Source organism: Clostridium sp. 7_2_43FAA (genome assembly GCF_000158375.2).
GTDB lineage: Bacteria > Bacillota > Clostridia > Clostridiales > Clostridiaceae > Clostridium > Clostridium tertium.
Map to the genome: position 1 here is coordinate 2,894,567 of NZ_JH815222.1, position 15,615 is coordinate 2,910,181.

A 15,615-nucleotide genomic window follows, 5' to 3' on the forward strand; every position below is an offset into this window, starting at 1 on the left:
TCATATTTGATTAACTAACTCTAGCTAAATTCTATACTTTAAACAAAAAATAAGCTTCCAGGTGTATTGCACCTGGAAGCCAAATAAATAGAGATTTACTTTAATATTTCCTCAATAATTTCAAGTTCTTTAACACTAAAGCTTAAATTATTTATTATGTTCTTATTGTCCACTATTTGTTCTGCCTTACTAGCACCTATAAGAACAGTTGTAACAGCATCATTTCTTAATACCCAAGCTAATGCCATTTGAGCTAATGTTTGCCCTCTTTCTCCTGCTATATCATTTAATTTTCTTATTTTGTCAAGCTTTTCAGCAGTTATATCTTTTTCATTCAAGAATTTACTACTTACCTTTTTAGCTCTTGAACCTTCTGGAATTTCATGAAGATATTTATTAGTTAATAGTCCTTGAGCTAAAGGTGAAAATGCTATTGAACCTATTCCTTCTTCCTTATGAACATCATGTAAGCCTTCTACCTCACTTAAGCGGTTAAACATACTATAACTAAATTGATGGATAAGACATGGAGTACCATTTTCCTTTAATATTCTAGAAGCTTCTTTTAATTCTTTTGGATGATAATTTGATAAACCTATATATAATGCTTTTCCTTGCTTTACTATATCAGTTAATGCTCCCATAGTTTCTTCAAGTGGTGTGTCTGGATCTGGTCTATGGTGATAGAATATATCAACATAATCTAAGTTCATTCTTTTTAAACTTTGATCTAAACTTGAAATTAAATATTTTCTTGAACCACCATTTCCATAAGGGCCTGGCCACATATCATATCCAGCTTTTGTTGATATTATCATCTCATCTCTATAATTACTAAGATCTTTATTTAATATTCTACCGAAATTTTCTTCTGCAGAACCATATATTGGTCCATAATTATTGGCTAAATCAAAATGTGTTATTCCATTATTAAAAGCCTCAAATACTATTGCTTTTTGATTTTCAATTGGATCTACAGATCCAAAGTTATGCCATAATCCTAAAGCAACTCTAGGTAAATATAATCCACTGTTACCACATTTAATATATTTCATTTCATCATACCTGTTTTCATTTATATTGTGCATATTCTCTTCCCTTTCATTAAATCGCTATATTTCCAATTATATTTTATTTCTTTGTAAGTAATTAAATAATGCTCCTAATAAATTTGCATCATTTTCAAATTTACACTTTTCAATTATAGGTCTAACTTTTCCTTCTTGTACATTTTTCATTATTATATCTATTTTTTCATTTATTTTATCTATGAAATCTGGTCTACTACTTATTGCTCCTCCAAGAATAATTTTCTCTGGATCATACATATATTGAATGTTGAATATCCCCATTGCATTATTTAAATAAAACTCATCTATAGCATGAATACAATCTAAATCTCCATTTTCAGCTAACTCAAAAACTTTTTTCCCGTCTATTTCATCTATAGAAATGTTTTTTAGTTTCGCTACATTTTCTAATAAAGCTCCAACAGCACCTGTCTTACTCCAAGTTTTAAAGCTTACTTTATCGCCTTCATGAACTCTATCCAAAATACAATATCCAAATTCTCCACCATGTAGATTATTTCCTTTATGGATTTTTTTATCCTTTATAACTGCTCCACCAATTCCTGTACCACATACTACAAATAATACATCATTATTATCTTTAGCAGCACCTTTCCATACTTCACCTAAGGCAGCACAATTTGCATCATTTTCTATTTCTAAAGTTAATCCTAAATCTTCCCCAAATACTTTTTTAAAGTTTGGTCCATGAATACAAGGTAAAGCACTTGCTCCTCCAATTAATCCCGATTCACTGTCTACTCCTCCAGGTGCACTTACAGCTACACCATCTATGTTATGTTCTTCCTTTGCTTTGTTAATTACATCAATCATAGATACTTTGAATAATTCAAAATCATCTTTTTCTGATTTATAGCTTCCCTTTGATACAAACTCTCCTTCGTCTGTTATAATTGCGTACTTTACACTGCTTCCACCAATATCAAATACTATATAGTTCTTCATATCTTTCCATCTCCCTATTATTAAAATTTTTATGTTCTAAATTTATATAATTATAAAAACGTTTTCTGGAATACTATAAATCAAAAACTACTAATAAGTAGTTTTTATAATCAAATTAAATCGTATGCAAACTTATTTACTTTATCTAATTATTTATTTTATATAATTAGATATATTATCATTTAAATCATATATAACAATTTTATATTTTTACCTATTTTTTTATCAATCTAATTTATTAACTCTAAACCTATATCTATCTTACTATTATAGCTTTAAATTCATATGTATCATATCTATGCCTTGAAAATGAATATTCAAATACTTTACCATTATCTAAATATCCTATTCTTTCAACTTCTAAAACTGGTTCATCACTCTCTAAATTTAAGTATTCCTTATCTATTTCATTTGATTTTCTAGCTCTAATAGTTGAGTGAGAACTTTGTATTTTCAACTTCATTTTATCTTGTATATAGCTATATAAAGAACCTTCTGCATCAGATCTTTTTATCACAGGGAAAAGATATAATGGCATATATGTCTTCTCAATTACTACAGCTTTTTCATCTACATATCTAACTCTATGTATAAAACATACAAAATCATCTTCATCAATTTTTAGATTTTCTGCTATTTTTGAATCTGCATTTATAATTTTAAAATCTAACAATTTACTCTCTATCTTATGTCCAGCATTTGTTACTGTTAATCCTGCAAATTGATTTTTAATTGATAAATCTTCAATTTGATCTTGAGACATATCTTTTACAAAGGTGCCTGCTCCTCTTCTTTTAACTATTAGCCCCTCCATTACTAATAAATCTAATGCTTTTTTTACAGTCATCTTGCTAGCATTAAATTTTTCACAAATTACCTTTTCAAAAGGTAATTGTTCATTTGCTTTATATTCGCCATTAATAATTTTTTCTTTTATGTATATAGCTATTTGCTCATACTTAGTCATGCTATTCTCCCTCTTATACATCAATATTAATTTAAATTAAACATAGAAGATATATATTATAAACTATAATTTTACGTAATTAAATTTCTAATTTAATTACTATTATATACTAGCAAAGATATAGCTACAATCAAATTATACCCCTGATATACAAATAATTGGGAACTTCCAAATTTCGTTGACCTCAGGGGCATTAATTAACTAATTATTATACTGGATAACTCTTTAAAACAGTAACATTACCTTTTATTTTATATTCTCCTAAAGTTGCTGGTATTAAATAACTATCCCCCATCTTTATAGTTTCTGAGAAATCCTTGCCCTCTATAGTTCCTTCACCTTCAACGCAAGTATACATATCAAATTTTTCAACATCACTTGCATCTTTATATTCTGAAGTAATTGCTATCTTTTCTATTCCAAAATACTCATTTTTACATAGTAAGCTATGATTATATCCATTATAATTTACTACTTCTTTTTCACTTAAATTTTCACATTGAAGATCAAAATTTATAACATCTAATGCTTTTTCAACATGAATTTCTCTTGGTCTTCCATAGTCATATACTCTATATGTTACATCACTATTTTGTTGGATTTCTGCTATTATAACACCCTCACATATAGCATGAACTAATCCACTATTTATTAAGAAACAATCACCTTTTTTAACTTCGATTTTATTTAAATAATTTTCCACATCATTATTCTTTATAGCTTCTTCAAATTGTTCTTTAGTACAATCTTTTGTTCCTACTATTAATGATGCACCTGGCTTAGCATCCATCACATACCAAGCTTCTGTTTTTCCGTAATCGCCTTCATACTTTGCTGCATATTCATCTCCTGGATGAACTTGTACAGATAGTTTTTCTTTTGAATTTATAAGTTTTATAAGTAAAGGAAATTTTTCAAGTGTTATCTTTTTCCCAACAAGTTCATGTCCATATTCTTTTATTAACTCATCAAAGCTAGTTCCTTTTAATGAACCATTTACAACAATTCCTGTTCCATTTGGATGACAGGCTATATCCCATGTTTCTCCTATTTCACCTTCTGGCATATTATCCCTAAAAGCTTCAAAATCTCTACCACCCCATATTTTTTCATAATAAAGGTTTTCAAATCTAATTGGATACATTAATCTTCCTCCTCTTGTAACTGTGATTATACTTTTACTACTGTATAGTATATAACAAAAATATATACTTTTTAACATATTTTCCATACTTTTATGTAATTGTAAAACATTCTTTCTAATATATTTCTTATATATAATCTTTTTATTAATTTTCATAATAATATTATTTAGATGTTTATTAGCATATAAATATCTAAATAAATTCCTATTCCATATCTTATATTCTTTAATCTATAAAATGTACTCTTCTATGCAATCTGCTACAGAGTCAACTAAATATGATGCATGCTCCTTTAGTTCTTCTTCTACATGATGAAATGTAAATGAATTTTTAGTTATATTAAACATAGTAACATCATTCCATGAATCACCTATAGTATATATGTAATCATCTTTTATAAACTCTTGTTTAGCAATATACTTTATTCCATTTCCTTTTGAACACCCTAATGGTACTATATCTATATAAATATCATTTCTGTATGCAATTATCTTATCTTCATATTTTTTATTAATTTTATTTTTAACTTCCTCTATTTCTAATATATCTTTTTCAGGACTGTATATAGAAATTAAACTTAATTCCTCTTCTATTTCATCTATTGAATTTACTCTTTCCTTCTTAGGATATGGTAAATTATCTCCATCTGTTAATAAATATGTATTAAAGCCTGATTCTACTGAAATAGCTACATTTTCTTCTTTTATTTCATTTATAATGCTTTTAATTATATCTTTTTCAATTATTTCTTGCTTAATCTTTGTTCCTAAAGTATCTACTATTAAAGCTCCATTTAGTAATACATAATAATTTGCAAATATCTTATATTCATCCTTTAACATTTGTACTCCATTATATGGTCTTCCTGTTGAAACTACTAATAACTCTTTTTGCTTTTGAAGCTTAATTATAGCATTCTTATCTCTTTTTGTAACTTGATCATTTTTTATTAGTGTTCCATCAAGATCTGTCGCTAGTAATTTAATCATTTATTCCTCCAGTAGTATATTAATATTTTTATACTACAATTTTACCATATCATTACTTAAATTTTTATAAATAAATTTTTACACCATTATATTTTGTTTAAAATAATCTTTATGCATTTTTAGAAGATAATACTAGGAATTAAAAACTTCATATTTCAAATAATATAAGTATAAGGAGGGATTTATATGCCAACAAAACCTAACAAGAAAAAAATTTATTTACCTAATGAAAGAACTGGATATGCACCAGAAAAACATTCTCTAGTTAGTCATGGAAAGATTGAAGGACCATCCAGTCCATTACCTAGCACAGTAGAGGATGATATAGTTGTAAATAATATTGCTTATATGGAATTTGATTATACGGAGCAACCAGAAGTAGATTCTGAAATTGATACAAATGCTTCAAGTAAATAAGCTATATTAATTGAACAATACCTAAAAAAATAATTTATATGCTAATATTTCTCTAGTTTTTAAAATAATGAATTTATTATAAAGGAGAGATACAATATGTCTAACAATAAGAAAAAAAGAACAGATGGAAAAATTCCAATGAAAAATAAAAGTTTCGCGACTCCTGTTACCTCAAGTAATATATCTACCTCATTTTATGAATATACTAAGAAAGAACAAGTTGCTAGAAATACTAGTAAAAATCAATTATATTAAAATATAGACAAATTTAATTTAAAATAAACTAATATTACATTTAAATGGACAACTACTAAATTATTAGGAAAATTTTCCGATAATTAAAACAGTTGTCTATTTTTTTTATTTTTATACAACTTATTTTAAAATCACTTATATTTAGAATTTATGGGAGGGTTATATGAAAAAATTTTTTGAAATTAAAAATAGAAATAAAGAAAAAAAATTTAAATTACGAAAAAATTCAAAAATAGAAAAAAATAAAAGAACTAAGAATAGGAGAGCACATAAAATATCAAATAGGCTTATAAGCTGTTTCCTTTTAATTATAGTCTTAATAATATTTATCTGGAGACTAGGGCTTTATAACATGAAGCAAATTAATGACGCATCTGAAAAGCTTTATTTTAATAATACTTTAGGAATAACTTACATAAATGAACTATCAGAAAACTCTACTTACAATTATCTTGCTAGTAAACAATTAATTATAAGCAGAGATGATAATGAAAATAAATTATTGATGCAAAATATTTATTATAATAATCAAAGAAATGAACAACTTATAAAGTTATATAGTAATTCAATTACCAAAGAAGAAGATAAAGAAAGATTTGATGAAATAATATCTTCATTAAAAGAACTAGAAGAAACAACTAATAAAATAATTTCATTAGTTAAAGAAAAAAAATTTACTGAAGCAAATGACTATGCATATGATTTAGATACTAATCGTGGACATTTTATTATAAAAATAGATAGATTGGTAGAATTAAATAGTAAGTGGGCCCAAGAATCTATTATATCTAATAAAGCTATCTATAATAATTCATTAAAACTTACTTCAATTGTAATAGTAATTTCAATATTAATAATTTTAATATCATCGGCAAGAATTACAATTAGAATTACGAAATCACTAAAGAAAATAATGGCTTTATCTAATAGAATTGCAAAATATGACTTAACAGAATCTATAGATGTTGCTTATAATGATGAATTTGGAGCCATTGGTACATCTCTAAACACAGCTCAAGAAAACTTAAGAAATATAATAAATTCCTTTAAAAACAGTACTGAAATGGTTAACAATTCATGCGAGAATTTAGCTATCTCAATAGAAGAAGTAACAGCTCAATTTGATTTGATAAACGAATCTTCTAATGACATTAATTCTACAATCCAAGAAACTAGTGCCATAACTGAAGAATTATCAGCTTCAATTTTAGAAGTAAGCTCTAGTATAGATGTACTTTCAGAAAAAGCTAATGATGGAAATATGAATTCTGAAAAAATTCAAAAACGTTCAACTAATATTAAACAAAATACTGAATATGTTATTGATAATACAAGTAACTTATATAGAGATGTTGAAAATGATATAAAATCATCAATCGAAAAAGGAAAAATAGTTCATGAAATAGTTAATATGGCTAACTCCATTGAAGAAATTGCTGAGCAAACTAATCTTTTAGCTTTAAATGCAGCAATTGAGGCTGCTAGAGCTGGTGAGCAAGGAAAGGGATTTGCAGTAGTAGCCGAAGAAGTTCGAACTCTAGCCGAACAATCTCGTTCATCAGTACAAAACGTAAAAGATACTATAAAGCAAGTTCAAATATCCTTTAATAATATAACTGATAGTAGTAATAAACTATTACAATTTATGAATAATGAAATTATGAAAGAATTTAAAGGATTTATTAAAGTTGGTGATAAATACGAGAAGGATGGAATATTTATTAAGGATATGAGTGAAGATATTGCTGCAATGTCAGAAGAAGTTTCTGCAACAATGAACGAATTAAATGATGCTGTTCATTCTGTAGCCTCAATGACTCAAAGTTCATCAGCAAATGTAAATTCTGTTAAAGATAGCATAAATGATACTACAAATGCAATAATCACAATTTCTGAAACTGCTCAAAATCAATCCCAGTTAGCTCAAGAACTTTTAGATCTAATATCACAATTTAAACTTTAAAATAATAGGTAGATTCATTCGAATCTACCTATTATTGTTTTGATAATTAATATCTAAATCCCATCATAGAACCAGATCTTCTACAAGTTCCTCTTCCTCTACTTTCTGAATTAAATCCATATCTATTTCCTTCTTCACTTTTTTGTCCTTGACCTTGGTATCCTTCCCCGTAATAAGGACAATTTTGATTTCCCCATCCTGAGTAATTATTGTCCTCATTTATATTATAATCTTGATCTATATTAGAATTATCAGTTTCGCTTACCTCTGCTCCAACTGAATTTGTTACTGGACTATCTTCCTCAGCTGCAAAAGCTATAGCTCCTGTCCCTATTGTAATAGCACCTATTATAGATAGTGATAAAATTAATTTTTTCATAGTTATTATACCTCCAACAAATATCTCCTTAATGGATTAAATATTACTCTAATAAATAAGCATTTTTATCAATCTCTTACTTATTAGGTATCTTTAAGATTATAATAACTCTTAGTTTTAATAAGTTAATGGTTAATTTGTGATGAATTTGTGAAAACTTATTTTTCTTTTATTAAACTTCTAGGAATATCAAAATAAAATTTGCTTCCTTCTCCTATATTACTTTCAACTCCATAATTAAATCCATGTGCTAATATTATCTCCTTGGAAATTGCTAGCCCTAAACCCATTCCCCCACTTTTATCTTCCTTATAATATCTATCCCAAATATAATTAATAGATTCCGGCACTATTCCCTTTCCATAATCCTTCATATATACTTCTATATTATTTTCTACTTCTCTCATTCCAAATACTATTTTATCCTTGCTTTTAGAATGTTTTATAGCATTAATAAAAAAGTTAGATAATACTCTAAATAAATAATTATTATCTATAGATGCAAATATATTCTTATTATATAAATTTTTATCTATTTTAAGCTGTAAATCATAGTTATTATAATTGCCATTAATTAAATAATTGTTTAACTTATCATAACTTTCCTTTACAAACCTCTTAATATCATACTCAGACGGCTTAATTATTTTTTTATTATCTCTTAGTTTTGTTAAAACCAATATTTCTCCTACAAGCTCTGTTAATACATCAACTTCTTCAATTATACTAGATGCATATTCAACAACTTCCTTATCAGAAACTAATCCATCCTTTATAACTTCACTATTAGCTCTAATTACACTTAATGGCGTTTTTAAGTCATGACTTACATTTGCAATAAATTCCTTTTGCATATTATCTTTGATTTCAAGCTCCTTAGCCATATTATCTATACTGTCATTTAATTCCTGAATCTCATCTTTCGTATTAATTTCAAACTTACTACTATATATTCCTTTAGAAATATCATTAGCTCTTTTTCTTAAAGATATTATTGGTTTTGTAAATTTTCCTCCGAGATAAACAGCTATAAAAGTAGATATAATTAATGAAAATAAAAATATTGATATCATTATTAAATTAACACTTTTTATTAATGATTTTGTTCCTTCATAACTTTTATAAACAACTATATCACCATAGCTAGAATTTCTTTTAAGACCTATATATGTATTACCATCACTAGACTTAAAAACCTGCCTACCTTTTATACTTTCGTAATCTATAGAATTCATTTTCCCCATCATGCCCATCTTACCCATTTGCCCCATATGCCCATTTCCATTATTAGCTTTGCACATATTCGTAACTTTGCCATTATTAATTAATACAGCATATATATTCGCCAAATCTGTAACAGTATTATTCTTTGCTGCTTCTAAAACATATTCACTAGCTTCTTCCAAATCAATATATTCATTATTTATATAAATCTTTGGTAAAATAAATGATGTCAAGATCAATCCAATAATAGCCACTACTAAATTCATTAATATCATATATTTAACTATTCTTTTACTTATCTTATTCATTATTCTATAGTAAGGCTATAGCCTACCCTCCATACAGTCTTTAGATTCTCCCTAAAAAATTCTAACTTTTCTCTAAGCTTTTTAACATGAGTATCTACGGTTCTAGTATCTCCGTAAAAATCATATCCCCAAACACTAGTTATTAAATCCTCTCTTGTAAAAACTCTATTCTTATTTTTTATTAAAAACATTAATAAATCATACTCCTTAGGAGTTAAAATAATTTCTTTCTCATTTTCAAAAACTCTTCTATTATTATCATCTACTCTTAAATTACCTAACTTAATTTCCTTAGTATATTCATTTTTAACACTATTAATCCTTAAACCAACTCTTAAAACTAATTCTCTCATACTTATAGGCTTTACCATATAATCATCCGCTCCAAGTTCAAATCCAAATATCCTATCTTCCTCTTCACCTCTAGCGCTAGTTATAATAACCTGAGTTTTATTATTTAAAGATTTTACTTTCTTTAAAAGATACCAACCATCCTTATTAGGCATCATTATATCTAATATAACTAAATCATATGTATTATTTTCGATTAAGTCCTCTGCTACTTTGCCATCATTAGCCAAAGTAACCTCATACCCCTCTTTTTCAAGATATAATTTCATAACTTTACTTATTTGCTTCTCATCTTCTGCTACTAAAATCTTGCTCATATATCCTCCAATTATAGAAAATAACATATAAAATATAAAACATAAATTGTAAAACATTAAATATAAAATATAAGATATTAAATATAAGAGCTATACAATTTAATAATTATATATCCATAAGTAACCCATATTTTTATCTAATAAAAAAACTTTAAATATTGTATTATTTCATATTTTTTATGCAAAATATATATTTTGTACTAATATATATTCTCTACTGACATTTCCAAATATTTATTTATACATAATATATCATAACATAAAAACTATATACAATTATTCAAATCACAAAATAAAGACTATATATTCATACCATTAAATTGTTCAATTAACTCTACTCAATACTTCATATTTTTTCCTATATATATGTGTTTTAAAAACGTGTTGTTTATTAATATTATTAACTTATAATTGATTAATCCATAACTTAATTGTCTAAAATTAAAATGTATATTATATACATCTAAAAACACTCTACCTTTTCAATATTGAAAATAATAATAATAATAATAATAATAATAATAATAATAATAATAATAATAATAATAATAATAAGGATGATTAAAATGGAATGTAAAGTTAAAACTATTATTGAATATAGCACTGATCCTATAAAAGAAAAAACTATTAAAAATAACTTTAAATCAATTAATGATCATTTAAACTCTCTGAACACAATAGACATATTTAAAAATAAAGAAATAAATTATTGCCCTTATTGCAAAAATAGTAATTTTATTAAAAATGGAAAATTTAAAGGGATTCAAAGATATAAATGCAAAAATAGAAACTGCTCTAAAACATTTTCTGCAAAAACTAATTCGCCTTTTAGTTACTCAAAGAAAAATATTACCTTATGGATGAAATATTTATCACTTATGAATAGTGGCACGTCTATAAGATCTTGTGCACGCATTTTAGGAATAAATATTGCAACATCATTTTATTGGAGGCATAAAATACTTGTTGCAGAAGCCTCTAATAATAATTTCAAAATTTTAAAAGATTATGTTGAAGCAAATAAAATAATGATAAAAGAAAATTTTAAAGGGAATAAAAATTCTAAAACTTTTAGTAAAGAAAAAATATTTATAATTTGTGCCATGGATAATAACAAATCAATTTTATCTAAGGCAGTATGCAGATATTCTATTTCCTTGGCATCAATATCAAAAAACTTCTATCCAAATTTAGATAAATCAGCATTTTTAGCTACTTCTGGAGATAGATGTTTAGTTGCCTTTGCTAAAAAGCATAACTCTACACTTCCTAAAACAAAAATCGATAAATTCAATGAAATTAAATCTGAAAGTTTAAATGCTAAAAATACTTTTTCCTATATTACCTTACCTCATATCCATAGTTTCTCTTTTAATATTTATAGATGGCTTAAGAGGTTTAAAGGTGTTGCCACAAAATATTTAGAAAACTATTTAAGTTGGTATATTCTTGACTATAAATCTAACTATTCCCTTTGTAACTCTAATCAAATTATCTTATTTAGGAAACTAATTTCTGAAAATGCATATCTAAGAGTTAAGGATTTCTCAACTTTTAAATTATCTTATCAATATACTTGTATTGGTAATTATTAATTAATTTGCCATATAATCATTTTTTAATTTATTTCATAACACTTTTTTAATTGAAAATAAATTTTATATCCTATTCTGGTATCCTCCACCTATATTTATTATAAAATTTTGTGATATTAAACAATTTTTATTTTTATATCACTATTCTTATATTTTGATTTTATAAAACCAACAATTTGTTAAAACACATGTACATAGTATTAATATTTAAACCACACGTATATGTATTCTACTAATATGTGTATATAATTCTTATTGTATTATCAGCATGCATATTTCTAATAGTACAATTTATTTTATTGTAATACTTTAATCATTAAACTATTAAACTATTTAATTATTTAATTATTTAATTATTTAATTATTTAATTATTTAATTATCTAATTCATAAATTTAATACTAAACTCTTGAATTATTTAATTTGTAAAGTTAATAAATAGATCTTTCATTTAAATTAAAAATAGAGCAATGAATTTATTGCTCTATTTTATATAAATATTTTTTAATATTATTTATAAATATTATTAAAGTTATTTATATTCTACTCCTGCATTAACTTTAGTAACTTGAACTACTGTCATTTTTTGTTTATTTCCATTTGTAATTTCATGCCATTCTCCTGCATGGATGAATACTGTGCTTCCTATACTAACATCAAACTCATTTTCTCCAACTTTTATTTTTCCTTCACCTTTTAAAAATATAAATATTTGTTCTCCATTTGGATGTCTATGTGTTTTTAGAACCTGGCCTGGTTCGAAAAAATAAACTTCTGAAATTAAATCATTTCCTGAAAACACTGGAATCTTCGGAACTACCATATCATTATATTGCTCTATTGTCCCATTTAAAAGTTGTTTATTAATATCCATACTAAACCCTCCATAATTCTATATATAAATAATGTTTATTAAATCTCTTTAACTTTAGTATTACTTATCAGTATTATATTATTCTATATAAATGTTAACATCCTACATTATTAATATTAATTATAAAAAAAGATACTCATATAACATAAATACGTTTTATGAGTATCTTTTCTCTTTTTTTAGCAATATTTTATTAATTATCTTTAAATTAATATTTTAATTATAATAATATTAAGCTGTTACTTCTGATTTTCTTCCTTCTATCTTTCCTGCTATCTTTTCTCCAACATTTTTTAATGCCACAGAAATAGTTAAAAATACTACTAGTATTAATCCTAGAATTAAGAAATCTTTTCCTATTACGCTGTAGTTAATTACATCTGCAGAAATAACTTCTCTTAAAGCTTCAACTGCATAAGTAAATGGCATAAATGGATTTATAACTCTAAAGAATTTAGGTACTACTTCTAGTGGGAATGTACCTGCACATGCAGTAAGTTGAAGTATTAATAATATTATACCTAATAATCTTCCAGCATCGCCTAATAATGAAATTAAGCATTGAATAATTGAGACAAAAACTAATGATAAGAAAATGTTTGTTCCTATATAAGCAAATACGTTGCTTGCCTCTAAACCAAGCATTATTACTACTACACTTACAAGAATAGCTTGTAGTACACCTACAAATGCATAAGATAAATATTTTCCTACTACTCTATCAAACTTAGATAAGTTTTCTTCATCTTTTACCTTAGATGGTATTACGAAGAACATCATTATAGCACCTATCCATAATGAAAGTGGAATAAAGTATGGTGCAAAACCTGTTCCATAGTTTGGAATCTTATTTATTGAATCAAAAGCCATATTAATTGGTTCTGATGCAAACTCTCCCATTGTATTTGATGGATTTACTAGACCATCTTTCATCTTATCTGAACCTTCATTTAGTTTAGTTGTTAATTCATTACTTCCATCATAAAGCTTTTTAACTCCATCACTTAACTCTGGAACACTTGCTGTTAATTGTGATATACCATCATTTAATGCTTTTTGTCCACTTACTAGTTGATTTGAACCATCAGCTAGTTTAACAGAACCATTTGCCAATTCATTTGAGCCATCGTAAAGTGCTGTTATACCTGATGCTAACGTTGGAATATTAGATTTTAAGGCACTAGTGCCATCATTTAATTGTGATGCACCTACGTTTAGCTTATTTAATCCAACATTTAAATTTCCCATATTATCTGAGATAGCCTTTAATCCTACTCCAAATTCACTAGTCTTAGGATCTAAATTAGCATATAAGCCATTTAATCCAGCATTTAATTGTGAAATTCCATCTTTAACAGTTCCAACTTTTGAAATTAAACTAGTAGTTCCTGCTGCTAAATTTTTTGATCCTTGTGAATAATCATTTAATGATTTTTCAAATGACTTAGATCTTTCTGCAAGTCTCTGGATCTTAGGTGCATTTTCTTTTGAATTACTTTGAATCTTATTTATAATTTGTAGTGCTTGCTGTATTGACTTATTCTTATCTTCTTCGCTAGTAGAAGGACTTGCTGCATTCTCTAGAGCTTGTTGTATCATAGTTGTTGCATTTACTGAGTCTGATACTCCATTTATTAACTCATTTATTCCAGTTTCTATTTTTGAATATCCTGCTACTAAAGGATCTGAACCAGCAGTTACTCGATTTGCTCCTTCATATAACTTAGCTATATCCTCTTGTCCTGCTGATAATCCTGAATTTAGTTCATTAGCTCCAGCTTTTAATTGACCAACAGCTGGATATATTTTTCCTGTGTATGCATTATATATATTTTTGCTTCCATCTGATAATTGGTTTGCTCCTGATGAAGCTTCAGAAATTCCTGACTTTAAATCTCCTGTTCCTTTTGCTAATGCATTTACTCCATCACTTAATGTAGGAACTTTTTCATATACTTGTCCAAGGCCTGAATTTAAAGCTTTAGCTCCTCCTATAAGTGTTCCTATACCATCATTTAATGCTACTTGTCCACCTAATAATTGACTTGATCCATCACCTAGTTTATTTGCTCCATCAACTAATGTTGGTACTTTTTCATTCATTGTTCTTAGACCATCATAAATTTGTTTACTTCCGTCAGCAGCTTGAGTTAATCCATCCTTAGCTTCATATAAACTATCAAATGCTACTTCTACATAATTACTAGATATTTTTTTAGTAATCTTAGCTTTAAGTTCTGCTTCTACTTTTGAGTTTATTTGTGATGCTAAAAAGTTTTTCTTATCATTTGATATAAAATCAACTTTTGCGACTTGTGGTGTTCCTTCTTTTGCTGATATTACGTTTGAAGAAAAATCTTCTGGAATAACTACTTTTGCATAGTACTCTTTTCCCTCTAAGCCTTTATTTGCATCTTCTTCTGAGGTTATTTTCCATCCAATTTCTTTATTATTCTTAAGTTCATCTTCTACGTCTTTACCATAATTTACCTTGGCACCATCCAAGATAGTCCCTTCATCTTTATTTACTACTGCAATATGGACATCTTCAAGTTTTGCATATGGATCCCAGAATGCATATAAGTATAATAATGAGTATAATAGCGGTACTACAATAATTGCAATTATCGATACTCGTATGAATCTGTTTTTAAATATGCTTTTGATGTCTTCCCCTGCAATCTTTAGGAAATTCATACAATCACCTTCTGTTTAATTTTTATACTGATTAGTCAGTCAATCAATATGATATATTTATACTACTTTTGTACTAAGTAGTCAATATAATTTTTGAAA

General features: G+C 26.3%; 14 protein-coding genes. 4 read left to right on the plus strand and 10 right to left on the minus strand.

Annotation, left to right across the window (positions count from 1 at the left end; translation table 11 throughout):
- Positions 1–95: 95 nt before the first annotated feature.
- The 5 genes from CSBG_RS14795 to CSBG_RS14815 all read right to left on the minus strand — a co-directional run bounded on the left by CSBG_RS14795 (position 96) and on the right by CSBG_RS14815 (position 5,137).
- Entirely contained in the window at positions 96–1,088 is a 993-nt protein-coding gene (locus tag CSBG_RS14795) for an aldo/keto reductase (RefSeq protein ID WP_008680803.1), read from the minus strand.
- Positions 1,089–1,124: 36 nt separating this feature from the next.
- Complete coding sequence (locus CSBG_RS14800) at positions 1,125–2,036, minus strand: ROK family protein (protein WP_008680805.1); 912 nt, start codon at positions 2,034–2,036, stop codon at positions 1,125–1,127.
- 256 nt (positions 2,037–2,292) lie between these two features.
- Positions 2,293–3,003 (minus strand): GntR family transcriptional regulator, encoded by a 711-nt coding sequence (locus tag CSBG_RS14805; protein ID WP_008680807.1) that lies wholly within the window; start codon positions 3,001–3,003, stop codon positions 2,293–2,295.
- Positions 3,004–3,211: 208 nt separating this feature from the next.
- A complete protein-coding gene (locus CSBG_RS14810; RefSeq protein ID WP_035285480.1) occupies positions 3,212–4,147 on the minus strand; it encodes a type I phosphomannose isomerase catalytic subunit in 936 nt (311 codons plus the stop codon).
- A 231-nt stretch (positions 4,148–4,378) separates the two neighbouring features.
- Complete coding sequence (locus CSBG_RS14815; RefSeq protein WP_008680809.1) at positions 4,379–5,137, minus strand: HAD family hydrolase; 759 nt, start codon at positions 5,135–5,137, stop codon at positions 4,379–4,381.
- 186 nt (positions 5,138–5,323) lie between these two features.
- Between CSBG_RS14815 and CSBG_RS14820 the strand changes: the two genes are divergently transcribed.
- The 3 genes from CSBG_RS14820 to CSBG_RS14825 all read left to right on the plus strand — a co-directional run bounded on the left by CSBG_RS14820 (position 5,324) and on the right by CSBG_RS14825 (position 7,772).
- A complete protein-coding gene (locus tag CSBG_RS14820; RefSeq protein ID WP_008680810.1) occupies positions 5,324–5,554 on the plus strand; it encodes a hypothetical protein in 231 nt (76 codons plus the stop codon).
- A gap of 96 nt (positions 5,555–5,650) precedes the next feature.
- Entirely contained in the window at positions 5,651–5,809 is a 159-nt protein-coding gene (locus CSBG_RS18395) for a hypothetical protein (RefSeq protein WP_008680812.1), read from the plus strand.
- A gap of 163 nt (positions 5,810–5,972) precedes the next feature.
- Positions 5,973–7,772: a methyl-accepting chemotaxis protein gene (locus CSBG_RS14825; RefSeq protein WP_008680813.1), complete on the plus strand. Its 1,800-nt coding sequence runs from the start codon at positions 5,973–5,975 to the stop codon at positions 7,770–7,772.
- 46 nt (positions 7,773–7,818) lie between these two features.
- On the opposite strand, the gene CSBG_RS14830 is transcribed toward CSBG_RS14825, so the two are convergent.
- The 3 genes from CSBG_RS14830 to CSBG_RS14840 form a co-directional block, all read right to left on the minus strand.
- Positions 7,819–8,151 carry a hypothetical protein gene (locus CSBG_RS14830; protein ID WP_008680814.1) on the minus strand — a complete coding sequence of 111 codons (333 nt, stop codon included), beginning with the start codon at positions 8,149–8,151 and terminating at the stop codon, positions 7,819–7,821.
- A gap of 158 nt (positions 8,152–8,309) precedes the next feature.
- Positions 8,310–9,683, minus strand: coding sequence for a HAMP domain-containing sensor histidine kinase (locus CSBG_RS14835; RefSeq protein ID WP_008680815.1), 1,374 nt, complete (start codon positions 9,681–9,683; stop codon positions 8,310–8,312).
- Entirely contained in the window at positions 9,683–10,351 is a 669-nt protein-coding gene (locus CSBG_RS14840; protein WP_008680816.1) for a response regulator transcription factor, read from the minus strand. The genes CSBG_RS14835 and CSBG_RS14840 overlap by 1 nt, the downstream gene beginning before the upstream one ends.
- 566 nt (positions 10,352–10,917) lie before the next feature.
- Here CSBG_RS14840 and CSBG_RS14845 point away from each other — a divergent pair.
- Positions 10,918–11,946 (plus strand): IS1595 family transposase, encoded by a 1,029-nt coding sequence (locus CSBG_RS14845; protein WP_008680818.1) that lies wholly within the window; start codon positions 10,918–10,920, stop codon positions 11,944–11,946.
- 531 nt (positions 11,947–12,477) lie between these two features.
- On the opposite strand, the gene CSBG_RS14850 is transcribed toward CSBG_RS14845, so the two are convergent.
- Complete coding sequence (locus tag CSBG_RS14850) at positions 12,478–12,819, minus strand: cupin domain-containing protein (protein ID WP_008680821.1); 342 nt, start codon at positions 12,817–12,819, stop codon at positions 12,478–12,480.
- A 231-nt stretch (positions 12,820–13,050) separates the two neighbouring features.
- Entirely contained in the window at positions 13,051–15,516 is a 2,466-nt protein-coding gene (locus CSBG_RS14855; RefSeq protein WP_008680823.1) for a YhgE/Pip domain-containing protein, read from the minus strand.
- Positions 15,517–15,615 lie beyond the last annotated feature (99 nt).